Here is a 17,014-nt window from a genome sequence, read left to right on the forward strand (position 1 = left end):
GCGTAGCTACTTTGTAATTCACTGTGCGGCTCTGCTCGGGCCGGAGGCCGCTCGACCTTAGAACGTGGCGAGTATTTTCTCCAGCCACCGCTGGTCCACCCCATCAAACGAGCCCACCAGCGTACTATCCACATCAAACACCCCCAGCAGGGAGCCATCCGCCCGCCGCCGCACGGGCAGTACGATCTCCGAACGGCTATTAGGGTCGCAGGCGATGTGCTCTTTGCCCTGCTGCAAAGCGTGAGTGTCAGCTACGATCTTGGTCTGTCCACTAGCAGCCACCGCACCGCACACTCCCCGACCAAACTGAATGGTCAGACAGCCCAGGGTACCCTGATAGGGACCGACCACCAGCTCCCGCTCGCCGCGCACCAAGTAGAAACCTACCCAGTAGAAATAGGGCAGGAAGGTCTTGAGCAGGCTATTGATGGTGACCATTTTAAGGAGCTCATCTTCCTCCTCGCCGAGCGTAGCCTGGATGGCGGCGTGGGCCTGGGCGTAGGCCGCTTCCTTTTCCGTCGCACTGAGCGGAACGGAGGGCTTGATGAAATAAGGCATTTCGGCGGAGGCGGACATAGTATGGAGCGTGAGCCAAGCGAACAACTCCCCCCGCGCCTCCGGTTGTAATAAGCCCTACCATTTAAATCCAGCATCTAATGAGCAACAACACCTTTGAACGCCCCCGCACCGTCGTCATCACCGGGGCCAGTGCAGGTATCGGCCGCGCCATTGCCCGCGAATTCGCCAAAGAGCACGCCCGTATCGGCCTCATCGCCCGCAACCAGGAAGGCCTGGAGGGTGCCCGTAGAGAAATCGAAAATCTCGGCGGCGAAGCCCTAGTGCTTCCCGTTGACGTCACCGACTTCCGTGCCCTCGACGAGGCGGCCGGTAAGGTGGAGGAAACGTACGGCCCCATTGACGTCTGGGTCAACAATGCCATGACCAGCGTACTCGGCCTCTTTAAGGATATCGATATGGATGAGTTCAAGCGGGTCACCGACGTGACCTACCTGGGCACCGTCTACGGCACTAAGTGCGCCATGAAGCGGATGCAGCCCCGCAACCGCGGTAGTATCGTCTTCGTCGGCTCGGCCCTGGCCTACCGCGGCATCCCTCTGCAGACCGCCTACTGCGGAGCTAAGCACGCCATCGAGGGCTTCTACGACAGCCTGCGCTCCGAGCTGAAGTACGAAAACAGCAAGATCAAGACCACTATGGTGCAGCTCCCCGGTGTGAATACGACCCAGTTCAGCCTGGTACGCAATAAGCTCGATAAGCAGCCCCGCCCCATGGGCACCATCTACCAGCCTGAGGTAGCCGCTCGTGCCGTTCTTCAAGCCGCCAACACCAACGACCGGGAGTATTACGTAGGCCTGCCTGCCGTACAGACCATCATCGGCAGCAAGCTCTTCCCCGGACTGATGGATATCTTCCTCGGCAAGACCGCCGTGAGCGGACAGAAAACCGATAAACCCGCTACGCACAACAAGGATTACCTCTTTGAGGCCGTCCCCGGTGACCATGGTAGCCACGGCGACTTTGATGACAAGGCTAAGGATAGTGGCATTGTCGTGAAGGGGTCTACGGTACGTGCGCTGTCGCACGCCATCGTCTTCGGTACCGTCATTGCCCTGACTAGCGTGATCACTAGCTCCCTGGTACGTCGGTAGCGCTATCAGTCAGATATAAAAAGGGCGCGCTGGAGACATCCGGCGCGCCCTTTCTAACTGGTGGTTCAGCCTACATCGACCACTCCTCGATCGACTTCTCGTTCATGCGCACGTAGTCCATGTTGCCGGCCTCCTGGGCCAGGTCCTTCGACATCTTGGCGGCCTCGATGGCCTCGTCCTTCCGACCGAGGGCACCCAGGATAATGGCCTCGCGCCGCACCATCCAGTAGCGGGGGCTATCACCCATACCGTTAGCTTTCTGGATGTACTCCAGCGCCTTCTCGTTGTCCTCGCCGGATTCATTGAGGAAGGTAGCGGCCTGGTAGTAGTCATTGGCACTGGGGCCGGCCATGACGCGGTCGATGGCGGCCATCACGTCCTTTTTGGCATTCGATACGATGGGCAGGGCTATCATGGTCTGTCCCCACATCATCACGAGGTCGGCACCATCCAATGAGTAGTTCATCAGTTCAATAGTGAAGGTCTCTACCTGCTGTTCCATTTGTAGCGGCTCGGCCGTGACAGTCACCGCCGGCGTCTTCTCCACGTAGCTGGTCCAGTCGCCGGTCTCGTAGGGGAAGAACATCACCTCCCACTGCTCCTCCGTAGGCCTGCTGAGGATGGCGTAGCTACCGGCGGGTACCTCCTCGCCCGCTACCTGCACGTCGGCACCGAAGGTGACCTTGGTGGCCTGATTCGCGCCAGTGCGCCAGATCTCGCCGTAGGGTACCAGTCCGTCCTCAGCGAAGAGTGTACGGCCCTTCATTCCGGGGCGGCTGTATTCCAGCATTACGTCGGTGAGCCCCACCGTGGTTTCCATTTTAACGGTGGGTGATGGGGCGGGGGAGACGATCTGGGCCTGGGCCAAGGCGCCGAACACGGCGAGGCACAGAGTAAGTAAGGTATGTCGTAGCATAACACATTGGTTTGTCCCAAAGGTACTCCCGGCAGTACAATGCTGCCTCCGGCAGCGCCAGACGTAGCAGCCTCTCCCGATAGCTATCGGGACGAGAGCCGCCCTGGCGGCGACCGGAGTAACATGGGCGGTAACACCCCGGCTAGAAGCCGGGAACCACTAGTGCGCCGACTTCTCCGGCACCGGCGCCGAAGCATGAAAGTCCCGCCCGATCCGCCCCGCATAGTCATCCAGCAGCTCCCGGATCCGCTCCGTAGACTGCGAGGCCACGATCAGCCCGATGTGGTGCGCCCTATCCATCCGCCACACGATCTCCGGATCGGTAAACGAGGAGGCATCCGGATGGGCAAAGCGCGAAAGGCTGACCACGATCCCCGACTGATCGTAGCGCCGCGTCGGCAATAGATACCGCTTACCGGTAGCCATGGCCGTTTCCAACTTCGCCCACTCCTCCCACAGGCTGATGCCCGTAGCCGCCTCCACCATCTCGGCCAGGTTCGCCCCGCCCACCCGACTGGCTGTCTCCAAAAACACAAAGCCCTCCGCCGTTTTGATGAACTCCGTATGCGAGGCGCTGAACTGCATCCCGAATACGTGCATCACGCTCTCCGTCATCCGCCGCAGCGTCACCGCTTCGGGGTCGTTGTAGGGTACGCTTACTGAGCGGAAAATACCCCCGCCGTGGGCCACCTCGAAGGGCGTACTTAGGTAGCGCGACACCTGGCAAAAGACCACCTCACCATCCACCGAGATCGCGTCCACGTGGTATACGTCGCCCGGTCGAAACTGCTCCACCAGATAATCCTTGCGCCGCTCGCCCAGGCTATGCACCTTATCCCAGAGCTCCTGGGCCGAGCGCACCTTGGCGATCCCGGTCGCACTGGCCTCCCCCCGCGGCTTCACCAGGCAGGGGTACTCGATACGATTGGCAAACTCCGTGATCGCCACGTCATTAAACAGGCTCGAGAACTGCGGCACGGCAATACCCTGATCCCGCGCCTGGATGCGCATCGCCAGCTTATCCCGGAAGTAGCGCGCCGTGGTCTGCCCCATTCCCGGCAGCCGGAATTCCTCCCGCAGGTAGGCGGCCTTTTCCACATCGAAGTCGTCCATCGCCACCACCCGGTGCACCTCCCGGGTTTGCATGATCCAGGCCACCCCCTTGGCGATATTCGCTAGGTTAGCGGGGCTGTTGCTATCGTCCTCCAGGTAGAAAAACTCATCTACCGCCTCCCGCGGCCAGGCCTCGTGCTCCAGCTTTTTAGCGGTGAGCAGGTACACGGTGTTGCCGGCGGCCTTACACGCGCGCAGGAAGGGCACACCCTTGAAGTAGCAGGAGATACAGAGGAAGGTCATGGGGGGGTGAGTTGTTGAGTTAGTGAGTTGTTGCGGGGCGGGCGTTGGAGGTGGGGTAGGCGTGGCAGTTGTAACAATGTGATAAGGGGGCGGGGCCGCGGGTGCAATGTCCGTAGAACGTCAACCAAGTATGCCCTCCGAGACTTTTACCAAAAGGTCAGCAAACTACACCACAGCGCGCTAATTCACCAACTCCTCCTTTACTCCTTCACCCCTTAACCCCCTATTCATGGCACTTACCGAATCCACGATGGTCGACATCGGCACCCCAGCCCCCGACTTTAAGCTCGTCGATACGATGTCAGGCATGAAACTGACTTACAACGACGTGAAGGGCGAAAAGGGTACGCTGGTGCTATTCATCTGTAACCACTGCCCGTACGTAATCCACACCATCGACGCGCTGGTCGACGTGGCCAACGACTACGAGCCCAAGGGTATCGGCACCGTAGCCATCAGCAGCAACGACGTAGAGAAGTACCCCGTCGATAGCCCCGACAATATGGAGGCCTTCGCGCTGAACAACTTCTTTACCTTCCCCTACCTCTACGACGAGACACAGGAAGTAGCCCGCGCCTACGACGCCGCCTGCACCCCCGATATCTACCTCTTCGACGCCGAGGGAAAGCTCTACTACCGCGGCCGCCTCGATGAGAGCCGCCCGAACTCCGGTAAGCCGGTGACGGGGGAAGATTTGCGCAAGGCCATGGATGCGATGCTGAAGGGGGCGCCCAGCCCGGAGAAGCAGTACCCTAGCGCGGGGTGTGGGATTAAGTGGAAGTAAAATGCTGCCTCCGGCAGCGGTAGACGTAGCAGCCTCCCCCGATAGCTATCGGGGCGAGAGCCGCCTTGGCGGCGACCGAAGTTAGACTGGTGCAACATCTAGCTTTTGCTTTATGCTTGAGCCGAGATATTTTAGCGCAGCCAGAGGCTGCATGTTGCTGCCGCTGCCGGAGGCAGCATTGTACGGTCACCGTCGCATCCGCTTAGGTCCGTACCAGAGCCAAAAACCCGATACCGTAAATACCAGCGTAGCCAGCCCCATCACCGTAGAGTACACCAGCTTCACCGTATCTCCTAGGATGGAGCCGTCGTGGATCGACTCGATCAGGTCCGAGCGGCGGGCACCGATGCTGAGTAGCGCCCCCGTAGCCCCGTCCAGCTGCACCTCCTGCAGGTGACCTTCAAAGAGAAACTTGATCGAGCCCTTCCCCGGCCGGTAGTCGATGCGGTCGATGGTTGTGGAGTAGTCCGCGCCGAGAGAGTCCCGCAGCGCCGACTGGGCCAGGGTGAGCAGGCGGTCGGTCGGTAGCCACTCGGCCAGTTCCGTGCTAGTGCCCCGGCTGGTGGGTGGCATGAGGTAGTCGCTGTCCTTCTTCCAGCCCAGCAGCACGCTGGTCACCCCAATCACGAAGAAGAAGACGAATAGGGTGATCCCCGACCAGCGGTGAATACGCCGGGTACGCCGTAGCACCTTAGCCTGCCGCTGCCGCCGGGTACGCTTTACCATCGACTGAAGAAACTCCGTTTTTTGGCGCAGGTATTGACGCGCTGGGGGTCGATCGCGTCCGAAATGTCGTATTCGTCGAATTTATCCATTAGGGCCTCCATGCCCTTATTGAGTTTAAGGTTCATTTCCGCGGCGTAGAGGGGGACAAGTTGGTAGAAGTGGATCAGCGTACCATCCTCGAGAGGTAAAACATCAAACTCCTCCGGGAACGGGCCTCCACTCACCGCCATCACGCAGCCTAGTTCGGTACCCGGACCGAGGGGCGCGGCCTCCTCCCCATTGGGGATGGTATGACCGAAAGCAATAAAGGTGTGGTAGGTGTGGGGGAAGCGGGCAATGATTTTGAGCCAGCGGATCGGCCAGTAATACTCCTCCTGCTGCATGACGTCCTGATCCTTCAGGGGCCAGTCGGCGGGGAGTTGCAGGTACACCTCCGCGTGGCGGTAATCTTCGTAGCCCTGCGGTGCCGTCATGGGCAGGTCGCTCATACCGGAGGTCACTAGGGTGTAGAAGGGGTAATCGGCCGTGGGGGCTACGATGTGGACGTCTACGTGCACGATCTCGGACACGACCTCATGGAATACGGACTCTACCGGGCCAATATGCTCCTCGATGTGGTCGGCGATGGCCTCGATGTGCTCCTCGCCGCGTGCGGGCTGGAACCCCTGCTCCACCTGATCGGGATCGTAGCGGTAGACGGGCGCGCCGCTCTCGCTCTTTTCTTCTGGTTCCTCACTCATACAACGAATATAGCAAGGCGGCTACCAACGGCGGGGCGGTAGCGCGGTGGCCAGGAGGGCGAAGAGGTAAAACGGAGCCAGCAGCATATCCCCCAGCAAGATTCTCGCCCCCACCCCAAACGACGCAGCACCCCCGATAGCTATCGGGGCCCCGCCCGCGAATTGTTGCACGCTGGGCTGCCGGTAGACGGATACAACAGTACAGGCGCGGAGCAGGTAAAGCACCACCGCCAGCGGCCAGTAGGGCGTGAAGAGGAGCAATGCCCCTAGCAAGTAAGACCCGCCGTGACTCAGCGCCAGCAGCGCAAGCACTAGCTGATGGCGGGAACGATAGTGCATACCAACAGACTGGTGCCGCACCTTCTGACGTAGGTAGGCCCACCAGTTGCGGGTAGGCTCGGAGTAGGTCCAGGCCGCCGGATTGGTAATACGGGCGGTAAGCGAGGGGACGGCGTGGGCGTTGACGAGTAGATCGTCATCACCTCCCAGGTGGTGTGCGTGGGCAGCAAAGCCCCCGGCGGCCGTGAAAAAACTGCGGTGGTAGGCCAAGTTACGCCCCACGCCCATGTACGGATGGGCCATACGGGCAAACCCCTGGTACTGGAGGGCGGTCTGTGTAGCCTCGAAGCGCTGCCACCAGGCCAGCGCACCCGGCCGGTAGCGGTAGGGGGAGCAGCCCAGCACGAGCTGGTTGCCGTGGGTGAGGGGAGCGACCATGTGCCGCAGCCAGTGCTCGGAGGCGGGCGCACAGTCGGCGTCAGTAAGCAGCAATAGGGGGTGGCGGGCGGCCTGGATACCGGCGGTGAGTGCGTCTTTCTTCCCGGGACGGGTAGGACCGGGCTGGAGCAGTCGCAACTGCGGGTGGCGATCCTGCAGATAGCGTACGATGGCTACGGAGGCGTCGGCAGAATTATCGTCGACGGCCAGCAGCTCGAAGTGGGGGTAGTCCTGTGACAAAATACCCCGTAGCGTTGCCTCCAGGTGGGTAGCCTCATTGTGGAAACAGACGATAACCGTGACCGGGGGCGGTTCGGCTGCGGGCTCAGTCGGTAGCGAGCTGGAATGGGGAGTAAGCGCGGGCCGGTACACCCACCACCAGGCCGTGAGCTGTACGGCGGTAGCGAGGAGGAGTAGGACAGCCACCGAAGGGGCCTAAAGCTCGGCCACGACGTCGTTCCACTCAGGATGGCGCTGCACGTAGCTGGCCACAAAGGGGCAGGAGGGGATAGCCATGAGGCCGTTGTCGCGGGCGTACTCGAGGGCGGCGGTGACCAGGGATTTGCCGATGCCCTGGCCGGAGAGGTCTTCGGGCACCTCGGTGTGCACCAAGTCGATCATATCCTCGCCGCGCATCTGGTAGACGAGCTTAGACACCTGGGAGCCGTTGACGACTTCGAACTGGTGCTTTTCCTTATTATTGACGACGGACTCGGTCGGGTTAGACATGCGTAGTTGATTTATCACGAGGCAATAGTACGGAATTGATGGCTCAAAGTTCCTTGCGCAGGCGGGCCACGGGCAGGCCGAGCTGCTCGCGGTATTTAGCCACCGTGCGGCGGGCGATGTCATAGCCGGCCTCCTTGAGCGTGCGCTGGAGTTTGGAGTCGTTAAGGGGCTTGCGCTTATCCTCGGCGGCGATGATCTCGCCGAGGGTTTTTTTGACCTGGGTGGTGCTGACCTCCTCACCGTCCTCGTTGGTCATACCCTCAGAGAAGAACTCGCGCAGGGAGTAGGTGCCGAAGTCGGTCTGCACGAACTTCGAGTTCACCACCCGGCTCACGGTGCTAATATCGAGCTCGGTGGGCCCAGCAATGTCCTTGAGGATCATGGGCCGCAGCGCCTTGAGGTCGCCGGTGCGGAAGAACTTTTCCTGGTAGCGTACGATGGCCCACATCACACTGTACAGCGTCTGCTGCCGCTGCTGGATGGCCTCGATGAACCAACTGGCCGAGTCGATATTCTGGCGGATGAAACCGGCGGCCTGCTTCTGGGCGGTGGTGAGCTTACCCGACTCCTTCTGCTTGCGGCGGTACTCGGCCAGTTGCTGCTGGTAGTAGTCGTTGATCTTGAGGTCGGGGGCGTTGCGGGCGGTGAGGCTGAGCTTGAGCTCGCCGTCGGTGACGGTGACCAGGAAGTCGGGTACGACCACGCGGGCGGCCCTTCCCCCGGCGCGACCGGTGAGACCGGAGGCGGGCTTGGGATTGAGCTTGAGAATCTCCCCAAGGGCATCGCGCAGCTCATCCTCATCGACCTCCAGTTTCTCCTGCAGCTTATCGTAATGCTTCTTGCTGAAGAGCTCGAAGTGATCGCGGATCACGGTCTGGGCCAGCACCAGGTCGGCGAAGGTGTGGTCGTCGAGCAGCTCCCCATTATCGATCTTGCTGTTGAGTTGCAGCAGCAGGCATTCGCGCAGGTTGCGGGCGGCCAGTCCGGGGGGATCGAGTGACTGCACCACCTTGAGCACGTCCTTGATGCGGCGGCTGTCGACGTCGATATCGTAGTTGATCAGCAGATCGTCGGCGATGGCCGAGGGCATCCGCTGCAGGTAGCCGTCGTCGTCGAGGTTGCCGATGATCTGTAGGGCAATGGTGCGGTCGAGCGGGGAGTCGAACTCGAGGTTAGCGAGTTGTCCCTGGAGGTATTCGAAGAAGGTATTCTCATCGGCCGTATAGCTACCGGGCGCGTCGTAGGTATCGTCCGAGTTGCTACTCTGCTGGTAGTTGGTGGGGTCGTCATCGATGTACTGCTGGAACAGCTCCTCCATCTCGAAGGGGTCGTCGCCGGCTTTTTCAGCCTCCTGTCCGTCAGGTTCCATGGGAGCCTCGGGGGCGGCCTCCTCCAGGGTGGGGTTGCGTTCCAGTTCTTCCTTCACGCGTTGTTCCAGCTCGTAGAGCGGCAGCTGCATCAGCTGCATGAGCTGAATCTGCCGGGGGCTCAGCTTCTGGAGCTGCGACTGTTTGAGGGATTGGCCTAGCATGGGGGCTGCAAGTTAGGGCTTGGCGGGGGAGATGGGCGCTGCCGGGCGCTTCTTTCTCAAATGTAGGCAAAAGGGTTTGGGCGGGGTCGCTGGTGCGGGGTTGGTTGAGCGGGCGGGGGGGGCGGGGGGCCATGCGTTTCGTTTGGCAGGAGGCCGTACGTTCGTTTGGCGGGAAGCCCTGCGTTTGCCTGGCGGCAAACTACAGGCATCCCTAGCTAGGGCTCCCCTTCCAGGGAAGTGCCGTGCCTACCGTCCCTGGAAGGGGCGCCCTTACTGAGCGGAGGGTGCTAGCCCTCCGCGATCTTCGCGACCGTTGCAGCATTGCGCCAGCTAAGTAGCTCACCCGTGGTATGCTGCTGATATTCCGTGCCGCCGTAGACAACCGTAGGTTGGCGCAGGGGCACGTCAGCGACGCCTGCAAACCAGTCGAGCTGCTTAAAGAAGTCTCTCCGATAAGTTGCGCCCGATTTGATCTCCACTGGTCGGAGACTATTCCCCAGGTTGATCAGGAGGTCGATCTCGTGCTGGTTGCTATCTCGCCAAAAGTAGAGTGGAGGTTGCGTGCCGCGATTGAAGAAGCCCTTGGCTACCTCGTTGATGATAAAGTTCTCGAAGATGGCTCCCCGCTGGTAATAGGTGAACAGTGACTCCGGTGAGGTGATACCCAGTAGGGCGCAGGCTAGCCCCGTATCCCGGAAATACAGCTTAGGAGATTTGACTAGCCGCTTTTTGAAGTTTTTGAAGTAGGGCTGCAACTGATAGGTGACAAAGGAAGTCTCCAGCACGGATAGCCAGGACGCCGCCGTTGCCGTATTCACACCCGCTGCGGAAGCAAGTGTGCTCTTATTGATAGTCTGCCCGATAAATCCAGCACAAATGCCTAAAAAGCGTGTAAAGGCCCCAAGATCTCCGATGTTCTTTACCTGCCTCACGTCACGCTGCACGTAAGTAGCCAGATAGTCCTGATAGAACCGTTCGGCGGCAACGTTGCGATCGTATATTCTGGGATAGCCACCCCGCCACATAAGCTCCGTAGAGGTCACCCCATCGGGTACATGCCCCCGCAGTTCACCGTATGAAAGGGGTTGTAGGTAGAACAGCGTCGCCCTGCCGGCCAGAGTCTGGCTCACGCTTTCCATCATGAGTAGGTTTTGCGAGCCACTGAGCACGAAACATGCCCGGCGATCGTCATCGACGATCCCCTGAATGTACGATAGTATTATTGGGAGGCGCTGTACCTCATCCAGTACCATCCGGTGTCCGTACTGCTGGAACAAGCCCCGGGGATCCTGCTCGATACGTTGCTGTACGTCGGGGTTCTCCAGCGAGAAGTAGGGGAAGTCAGGAAATAGCGACCGAATCAGTGTGGTCTTTCCGCTCTGTCGCGGCCCACTCACGATGATAACAGAATACTTACCAACTTGCGCTAGGATTTGGGGAGCTATCTGGCGAGGAATCATCACCTAAAGGTACATACCCTTATGCAAATTGCTTAGCCGGCTAGCCAATTTGCATGAATCTTATTCACCAGTGTGCTGTGGGGCGGTTTGTGGGGGGCGGGGTCGCTGGTGCGGTGTGATTACGGCGGGGCGGGCGGGGAAGGCGGGAAGCCCTACGTCCACCTAGCGGCGGACTGCAGGCATCCCTAGCTAGGGCTCCCCTTCCAGGGAAGCGCCGTGCCTACCGTCCCTGGAAGGGGCGCCCTAATGGAGCGGAGGGTGCTAGCCCTCCGCGACAGTGTGAGACCGTTGTAAAAAGTGTGTCAGTGTACAAGCTCTTGACTTTGTCTCATTGGCTGTCGATCGAGCGGATAACTGCTTTGACATGTCTTGTGTGTTTGGTTACCTACAAAACACGACAGTCAGTACTTAGCTTACTACCCCAAGACCAACTTCCCGATGGCCGGTGAGTTTTTAAACACGCTCTAAACTGTGCTGCTACGAAATGGCCGCCACGGCAACCTTACACTTGAACTCGGAAATGAACTTACGATGCTTCATTTTTCAAATGGTGATCATAACGATGTCTCATTCACTAGTTTAAATTATTGGAGTATGCAACACCTCATGTGCCTCCTAATAGATTTGACGCTCCTAATGCTCTCTCTATTACCTGTACCAGGATCGGAACAGATAGTTTTTCGTATCTAAGCCAAGTGGCAAGCGGATAATTTCGTGATGTGTGGTGGCTATTGTAATGATGATCATAGTTATTAGAGAGAGGAATGCAAATGATTGGCTTAGCTAGATATATAGCTTCTATAATGGTATTTAAACCTCCATGACAAACCACTAAATTAACCGCGGTATCTGCGCGCAGTAAGTGAAACTGCTTGACTATTTTAAGATAGGAAAATTCTTCTTGCGTAATTTTGTCTTTCCCATCAATTTGCAAAACGAAGGATGTGTTTTTTTCAAGTAATGCAGCGCACTGCTCAAATAGTCGCACCACCTTCTTTATTCTGTTACTTACCCCTACATCGTGGTGTACGATAAGCGATCCGAAGGTTATATACACAATATTCTTGTGAATAGATTCATTATAAATTTTCGTTACAAGTTCTCGATGCTGCCCCGTACGGTAGTTACTGTGCGGCGGGGAGTAAAAATTAGATGCAACTATGTCTCTATGTGAAGCGATAAAAGGATGGAGAAGAGTGTGGACGGGGATGCCCTTTAGAATTGGTCCAAATGAATACCACCAATTAGTTCTTGACCTTATATAGTTCTTTGCCGCAGGTATGGGGTGGCCACTTGTTTCTGCCGCAATTGTATAAATCGCGTCGTGATTTAGAACAGACGACAATTTTCTACAGAGCTCTCTATACTTTAGTTTTCTAGATAATACGTACAATGCTACCCTAAGTGACCGGTCAATTATGTTACTTATTGAGGTATCTGTGGGCCAGTTCGTATTTAAATGATTTGCTGTACAAACCATTCTGGCATTATGTTTTGTGTTGACGTATTTAAAATCTACCCTACTTGCCTGTAATATTACGGAAAGTGTAAACAATGTATCATCAATATAGATAAAATCAATATGGTACCGTTTAACAACAAAATTAATTCTGGCGGTAATTAAGCTATAGTGACTTTCCAAAAGCTTATCGCGGTGTTGCCGATCAAGTTCGAGAAACTTCGGAAGACCTTCGTCTTCGGAATTAAACTTAGGAAGTTGTTTTGGCCCGTAGGGATGTTCAATGTATACTACGGAAAGCTTTTCGTCAAGCTCGATTTCGCTAGACAACTTTATTCTGTTGTCCAATATTAAGATACAGTCAGTGTTTTGGAGGTGGGCCTTGTAGAAATCTAGGAATCGGATAATATGGGACAGGTGCTTAGAAGGTATAAGTGCTGTGGTCCCCATAAATCATCAAACTTAGCTTTTCCGCAATAGAACTACATAGTAAACAGTTGAACACGCATGGTAAATTTTATTTGTGCAAACACCTATTTAACTTAGATCACTAGATCGCTCTGCCGGATCGGATGATGGCGGGGGAGACAGCGAAGTTCTACCAAATTGACTAGCAGCCATCATTAAGCTAGCTAATAAAGAGACGCCAACATTATCAAGTGTGCTCCAATTAAACTCATATACTCCCAAACCTGATGCTATAAATTGTGTGAGGGTGTAAAGAGTAAAGAAAAGAGCAAACCAGATGACTGCCCGGTGAATAAATTTCTTTGTTCTCATTGTCCTGTGCATTTTATTACTTCCCATAATCCTGAAGCTCCAGATCCATATAGTGCTGAAGCGACACCTACTGCACCAGCACCACCGGGACCTCCAACAAAGAAACCCCAAGCCACTCCAAATGAACCAGAAACAAAATCGCGTTCTCCCATAACGTTAACTACATCCCAAAACCAACTCCAAGAATTACATCCCCCTGCCTTCAAGGGAACATAACTATCACCCACCACTTGCAATTGTAGCCAGCTATCTAGATTACTAGTCCAGTATTGAACCGATGCCTTATAGATATCGAAAGTCTGCTGTAAATAAGTGGAATGTGGATGAACCCGAGCAAGATACTCGTCTATCTCCACCGTATTCTGATATATCTCATCAGGGGTAGAGACCGGTTTACGAATTACCTTAATTATGTATTCAAGGCCTTTCCTATCAGAGGCTGAAATCCCATAGGTTCGCAGGATGGTAGCTTGCTCGCCTATCTCCAATAGCGGAAACATATTGTCACCGTGGCCAAAAGCATCCAACATAGTAGTATAATCACTAGCGGTAAGCCCAAGACTATCTCTAGACACAGAAGAAGATGCAGTGTAATCTACCAACTGATCCTCAAATTTAGTAAGGTTGATATCAAATATTGTAAACTGTCCGTACACTTCACCGAGGCCTTGATTATGAAGTTTACCTATTCTTCCAAACTGTAAAGTTTGTAGAATAGCCCCTCGTTGCCTAGCTTCCGCAAAGGTTGTGAGGTTTACTGTTGGTTCTAAAATTTGGGACTCTTCGGTAGATTCACACCCAAAGCTTGATAGAATAGTCCCTAAAAAAATTGCTGAATGTCTACCATTGATGACATGAGGAAGGACGTTTTGCATGTGAGGCAAATTTACATCAGAGGTTATATTGTGAATACTATAAAGATAGTCTGTATCGAGTGACGAGCAAAACTTTCACAAAGTTTTGACAATAACGTGACAAAATCCCTACTATTTTTGCCGGCCTTACTTCCATGAAAGATTCGGAACGTCAAGAAATGCTTGTAGCCTATCAACGTTTAGAATTAGGGTATAGGTCCTAGGGCTTTTTTGGTACAACAAGGCGGTCAAACCGGCGGAGTTTAGCTTCTATGAAGCCTGAACATCCACGTTCTTTGCACCCGCGGCCCCGCCCAAACCTCCCCCGCCCCCCGCGCGTCTACCTAGCATGTCCCAACTCTCCTTCCCCGACTTCCAGTACCAACGCCCCGACCTCGACCGCCTCGAAGCCGCCTTCCAGGCCGTGCTCGAAGAACTCAAAACCGCCGAAACCCTCAGTGATGCCAGCGCTGCCGTAGAGCAGATCGATAGCATTCGCGCCAGCGTGGCCACGGCCTACAATATCGGCTACATCCGCTACTCGATCGATACACGGGATGAGTTCTACCGGGCGGAGAAAGATTGGTTCGATGAGCACCTGCCCCGGACCGAGCAGTGGCGGGTCGATTACTACCGCGCGCTGCTCGACTCCCCCCACCGCGAGGCGCTGGAGCAGCACTTCGGTCCCCAGCTGTTCGACTCGGCGAAGGTGAGCATCAATACCTTTCGGCCGGAGATTCTGGAGGAACTGCAGGCGGTGAATAAACTGAGTAGCGAATTTACCCAGCTGCGGGGCGGGGCGGAGATCGAGCTGGACGGTAAGATTTATAATCTCTCCAGCATCGCCCCCCTGGAGCAGGTGCCCGACCGCGAGAAGCGGAAAAAAGCCAGTACGGCCAAGTGGGACTGGTTTGCCCAGCACCGCGAGCGGTTCGAGAATATCTACGCCGAGATGGTGCGGCTGCGCACGGAGATGGCCCATAAGCTCGACTACCAAAACTATGTAGGCCTGGGCTACGCTAATATGAACCGCACCGACTATGGCCCCGACGAGGTGGCCAACTTCCGCCGCCAGATCCGGGAGTACATCGTGCCCATCGCCCAGCGGCTGTACGAGAAGCAGCGTGAGCGGATCGGGGTGGAGCGGCTGCACTACTACGACCTGGGCTTCCGCTTCCCGGATGGCAACCCCAAGCCGCAGGGGAGCCCGGCCGAGATCGTAGCCCACGCCGATAAAATGTACAAGGAACTGAGCCAGGAAACCGGCGCGTTCTTCCAGTACCTGCAGGACGCCAAACTGATGGACCTAGAGGCCAAGGACGGCAAGGCCCCCGGCGGCTACTGCACCTTCATCAACGAGTACCAGGCCCCCTATATCTTCTCCAACTTCAACGGCACGAGCCACGACATCGACGTGCTCACCCACGAGTTCGGTCACGCCTTTCAGGTATACTCCAGTCGCAATCAGCGGCCGATGGAGTATAACTGGCCCACCTTCGATGCCGCCGAGATCCACTCCATGAGCATGGAGTTTTTCACCTACCCCTGGATGGAGGGCTTCTTCGGTCCCGACACCGAAAAGTACTACTTCAGCCACGTGGCCAGCTCCTTCCGCTTCCTGCCCTACGGCTGCGCGGTGGACGAGTTTCAGCACCGGGTCTACGAAAACCCCGACCTCGACAACGCCGGCCGCAACGCGGTCTGGAAAGAGATGGAGGACAGCTACCTGCCCCACCTCGACTACAGCGACAACGCTCACCTCGACGCCGGCACCTTCTGGCAGAGCCAGGGGCACATCTTTTCGGTGCCGTTTTACTACATCGACTACTGCCTGGCGCAGATCTGTGCCTTTCAGTTTTTCCTGAAGGATGAAAAGGATCACGCGAGTGCCTGGGCCGACTACGTGCGGCTGTGTAAGGCCGGCGGCTCCAAGTCCTTCCTGCAACTGGTGGAGCTGGCCGGACTGGAAAACCCGTTTGAAGACGGCGTGGTCGAAAAGATCGCCAACCGGATGCGGGAGCGGCTGGATGTCTAGTTCCTCTCCCCCGGCCCCTCTCCGCAGGAGAGGGGGGCTCCACTTCCGCCTTAGCCTCCTCCTTTTCCTCCAATTCGCCGTCTGGTCGAGCTGGCTTATCAACCTGGGCACCTACCTGCTCCAGAGCCTGCACTTCACGGGCCTCCAGGTGGGCATGATCTACGCCACCAACGCCGTAGCCGCTACGGTGACCCCGCCGCTGATGGGCTTCCTGGCCGACCGCAGTTTCGCCAGCGAGCGGCTGATGAGCGTACTCAACGCGGTCGGGGGCGTGGCGCTCATCGCCTGCTACTTCACAACCAGCTTTGCCTGGTTCTACGGCTGGATGCTGCTGTTTAATCTCTGCTTTATTCCCACCTTCAGTCTGGCCGCGGCCATGTGCTTTCACCACCTCCGGGAGCCGGCCGAAGAGTACCCCTGGGTGCGGGTGTGGGGCACGGTGAGCTTCATGCTGGTGGGCGTGGCGCTGAGCGTGTTCGGCGTAGAGAACTCGGCGCTGCCCGTACTGGCCGGGGGCATCGGCTCGCTGGGGTTGGCCGTGTACTGCCGCTTTCTGCCGCATACGCCGCCGCAGTCGGGCTTTGACTGGGGGGCGCTGCGGGGCGGGGAGTTAGCGAAAGTGTTTCGGCAGCGGGGCATGGTGGTGCTGCTCATTGCCCTCATCGCTAGCTGCATTCCCTCCTCCTTCTACTACAGCTTCCTCAACCCCTTCCTCAACGAGGTGGGCTGGCCGGCCGCGGCGGCGAAGATGGCCCTGGGGCAGCTCGTCGAGATCGGGGTGGTGCTGGCCATGCCCTTCATCTTCCGGCGCTTCCGCTTTCGGAGCATCATCTTCTGGGGGCTCATGGCCTGGGGACTACGCTACTTCGCCTTCGGGCTGGGCCGTCCGGGGGAGCTGGAATGGCTACTCTACGCTGGTATCGCGGTGCAGGGGGTGGCCTTTGCCTGGATCATCATCGCCGCCCAGATCTACATCGACAACCGGGTGCCGCGGGGGCTGCGGAGTACGGCGCAGGGGCTGGTATCGTTTGCCGACCTGGGCATCGGCGTCTTTCTGGGTAGCTGGATCGCCGGCGAGGTGGTCAGTGCGAATACGCTACCGTCAGGGCAGCACGACTGGTGGGCCATCTGGCTGGTGCCGGGCTGCGTGGGGGTGGTGGCGGCGGTGTTTTTTTGGCTAGCCTTTCCACGGGAGGGTAGGCTTTAGGGCGGGGACGCAGGTGCATAAAAACAAACAAGCCAGTTTTGCCACCGGAG

The 17,014-nt window shown here is 57.2% G+C and carries 15 protein-coding genes; 4 read left to right on the forward strand and 11 right to left on the reverse strand.

Annotation, left to right across the window (positions count from 1 at the left end; all coding sequences use genetic code 11):
• Positions 1-57: 57 nt before the first annotated feature.
• Positions 58-576, reverse strand: a complete 519-nt coding sequence (locus ACOOHD_RS14590; protein ID WP_420458614.1) for a GAF domain-containing protein — start codon at positions 574-576, stop codon at positions 58-60.
• A gap of 80 nt (positions 577-656) precedes the next feature.
• Between ACOOHD_RS14590 and ACOOHD_RS14595 the strand changes: the two genes are divergently transcribed.
• Positions 657-1,670 carry an SDR family oxidoreductase gene (locus ACOOHD_RS14595; RefSeq protein ID WP_420458615.1) on the forward strand — a complete coding sequence of 338 codons (1,014 nt, stop codon included), beginning with the start codon at positions 657-659 and terminating at the stop codon, positions 1,668-1,670.
• A gap of 70 nt (positions 1,671-1,740) precedes the next feature.
• Here ACOOHD_RS14595 and ACOOHD_RS14600 read toward each other — a convergent pair whose 3' ends face one another.
• Together ACOOHD_RS14600 and ACOOHD_RS14605 are read right to left on the reverse strand one after the other, a co-directional pair.
• A complete protein-coding gene (locus ACOOHD_RS14600) occupies positions 1,741-2,586 on the reverse strand; it encodes a DUF2911 domain-containing protein (protein WP_420458616.1) in 846 nt (281 codons plus the stop codon).
• 159 nt (positions 2,587-2,745) lie between these two features.
• Complete coding sequence (locus ACOOHD_RS14605) at positions 2,746-3,942, reverse strand: ATP-grasp domain-containing protein (protein ID WP_420458617.1); 1,197 nt, start codon at positions 3,940-3,942, stop codon at positions 2,746-2,748.
• A 229-nt stretch (positions 3,943-4,171) separates the two neighbouring features.
• Here ACOOHD_RS14605 and ACOOHD_RS14610 point away from each other — a divergent pair, with 229 nt between their 5' ends.
• The gene (locus ACOOHD_RS14610) at positions 4,172-4,726 is read left to right on the forward strand and encodes a thioredoxin family protein (protein ID WP_420458618.1); all 555 of its coding nucleotides are present in this window, start codon (positions 4,172-4,174) and stop codon (positions 4,724-4,726) included.
• A gap of 186 nt (positions 4,727-4,912) precedes the next feature.
• Here ACOOHD_RS14610 and ACOOHD_RS14615 read toward each other — a convergent pair whose 3' ends face one another.
• From ACOOHD_RS14615 to ACOOHD_RS14650, 8 genes are all read right to left on the reverse strand, one after another.
• Complete coding sequence (locus tag ACOOHD_RS14615; protein ID WP_420458619.1) at positions 4,913-5,452, reverse strand: PepSY domain-containing protein; 540 nt, start codon at positions 5,450-5,452, stop codon at positions 4,913-4,915.
• Positions 5,446-6,192, reverse strand: coding sequence for a suppressor of fused domain protein (locus ACOOHD_RS14620; RefSeq protein WP_420458620.1), 747 nt, complete (start codon positions 6,190-6,192; stop codon positions 5,446-5,448). Before ACOOHD_RS14620 ends, ACOOHD_RS14615 begins: the two co-directional genes overlap by 7 nt.
• Before the next feature lie 21 nt (positions 6,193-6,213).
• Positions 6,214-7,335, reverse strand: coding sequence for a glycosyltransferase (locus ACOOHD_RS14625; protein ID WP_420458621.1), 1,122 nt, complete (start codon positions 7,333-7,335; stop codon positions 6,214-6,216).
• Positions 7,336-7,344: 9 nt separating this feature from the next.
• Positions 7,345-7,638, reverse strand: coding sequence for a GNAT family N-acetyltransferase (locus ACOOHD_RS14630; protein ID WP_420458622.1), 294 nt, complete (start codon positions 7,636-7,638; stop codon positions 7,345-7,347).
• A gap of 43 nt (positions 7,639-7,681) precedes the next feature.
• Positions 7,682-9,169, reverse strand: a complete 1,488-nt coding sequence (gene rpoN / locus ACOOHD_RS14635; RefSeq protein WP_420458623.1) for an RNA polymerase factor sigma-54 — start codon at positions 9,167-9,169, stop codon at positions 7,682-7,684.
• 287 nt (positions 9,170-9,456) lie between these two features.
• Positions 9,457-10,629, reverse strand: coding sequence for an ATP-binding protein (locus tag ACOOHD_RS14640; protein WP_420458624.1), 1,173 nt, complete (start codon positions 10,627-10,629; stop codon positions 9,457-9,459).
• Between the two features lie 604 nt (positions 10,630-11,233).
• On the reverse strand, positions 11,234-12,418 hold the full coding sequence (locus ACOOHD_RS14645; RefSeq protein WP_420458625.1) for a glycosyltransferase: 1,185 nt from the start codon (positions 12,416-12,418) through the stop codon (positions 11,234-11,236).
• A 446-nt stretch (positions 12,419-12,864) separates the two neighbouring features.
• The gene (locus ACOOHD_RS14650; RefSeq protein WP_420458626.1) at positions 12,865-13,743 is read right to left on the reverse strand and encodes a hypothetical protein; all 879 of its coding nucleotides are present in this window, start codon (positions 13,741-13,743) and stop codon (positions 12,865-12,867) included.
• A gap of 328 nt (positions 13,744-14,071) precedes the next feature.
• Between ACOOHD_RS14650 and ACOOHD_RS14655 the strand changes: the two genes are divergently transcribed.
• Positions 14,072-15,757 carry a M3 family oligoendopeptidase gene (locus ACOOHD_RS14655; protein ID WP_420458627.1) on the forward strand — a complete coding sequence of 562 codons (1,686 nt, stop codon included), beginning with the start codon at positions 14,072-14,074 and terminating at the stop codon, positions 15,755-15,757.
• Positions 15,750-16,964 carry an MFS transporter gene (locus ACOOHD_RS14660; RefSeq protein WP_420458628.1) on the forward strand — a complete coding sequence of 405 codons (1,215 nt, stop codon included), beginning with the start codon at positions 15,750-15,752 and terminating at the stop codon, positions 16,962-16,964. Before ACOOHD_RS14655 ends, ACOOHD_RS14660 begins: the two co-directional genes overlap by 8 nt.
• Positions 16,965-17,014 lie beyond the last annotated feature (50 nt).

It is taken from the genome of Neolewinella sp. (assembly GCF_965214665.1).
Classification (GTDB): domain Bacteria; phylum Bacteroidota; class Bacteroidia; order Chitinophagales; family Saprospiraceae; genus Neolewinella.

Coding starts and splice junctions, on each gene's coding strand:
- ACOOHD_RS14655 (WP_420458627.1), top strand. CDS start 14,072: ATGTCCCAACTCTCCTTCCCCGACTTCCAGTACCAACGCCCCGACCTC.
- ACOOHD_RS14650 (WP_420458626.1), bottom strand. CDS start 13,743: ATGCAAAACGTCCTTCCTCATGTCATCAATGGTAGACATTCAGCAATT.
- ACOOHD_RS14630 (WP_420458622.1), bottom strand. CDS start 7,638: ATGTCTAACCCGACCGAGTCCGTCGTCAATAATAAGGAAAAGCACCAG.
- ACOOHD_RS14600 (WP_420458616.1), bottom strand. CDS start 2,586: ATGCTACGACATACCTTACTTACTCTGTGCCTCGCCGTGTTCGGCGCC.
- ACOOHD_RS14640 (WP_420458624.1), bottom strand. CDS start 10,629: ATGATTCCTCGCCAGATAGCTCCCCAAATCCTAGCGCAAGTTGGTAAG.
- ACOOHD_RS14610 (WP_420458618.1), top strand. CDS start 4,172: ATGGCACTTACCGAATCCACGATGGTCGACATCGGCACCCCAGCCCCC.
- ACOOHD_RS14660 (WP_420458628.1), top strand. CDS start 15,750: ATGTCTAGTTCCTCTCCCCCGGCCCCTCTCCGCAGGAGAGGGGGGCTC.
- ACOOHD_RS14615 (WP_420458619.1), bottom strand. CDS start 5,452: ATGGTAAAGCGTACCCGGCGGCAGCGGCAGGCTAAGGTGCTACGGCGT.
- ACOOHD_RS14590 (WP_420458614.1), bottom strand. CDS start 576: ATGTCCGCCTCCGCCGAAATGCCTTATTTCATCAAGCCCTCCGTTCCG.
- ACOOHD_RS14595 (WP_420458615.1), top strand. CDS start 657: ATGAGCAACAACACCTTTGAACGCCCCCGCACCGTCGTCATCACCGGG.
- ACOOHD_RS14620 (WP_420458620.1), bottom strand. CDS start 6,192: ATGAGTGAGGAACCAGAAGAAAAGAGCGAGAGCGGCGCGCCCGTCTAC.
- ACOOHD_RS14605 (WP_420458617.1), bottom strand. CDS start 3,942: ATGACCTTCCTCTGTATCTCCTGCTACTTCAAGGGTGTGCCCTTCCTG.
- rpoN (WP_420458623.1), bottom strand. CDS start 9,169: ATGCTAGGCCAATCCCTCAAACAGTCGCAGCTCCAGAAGCTGAGCCCC.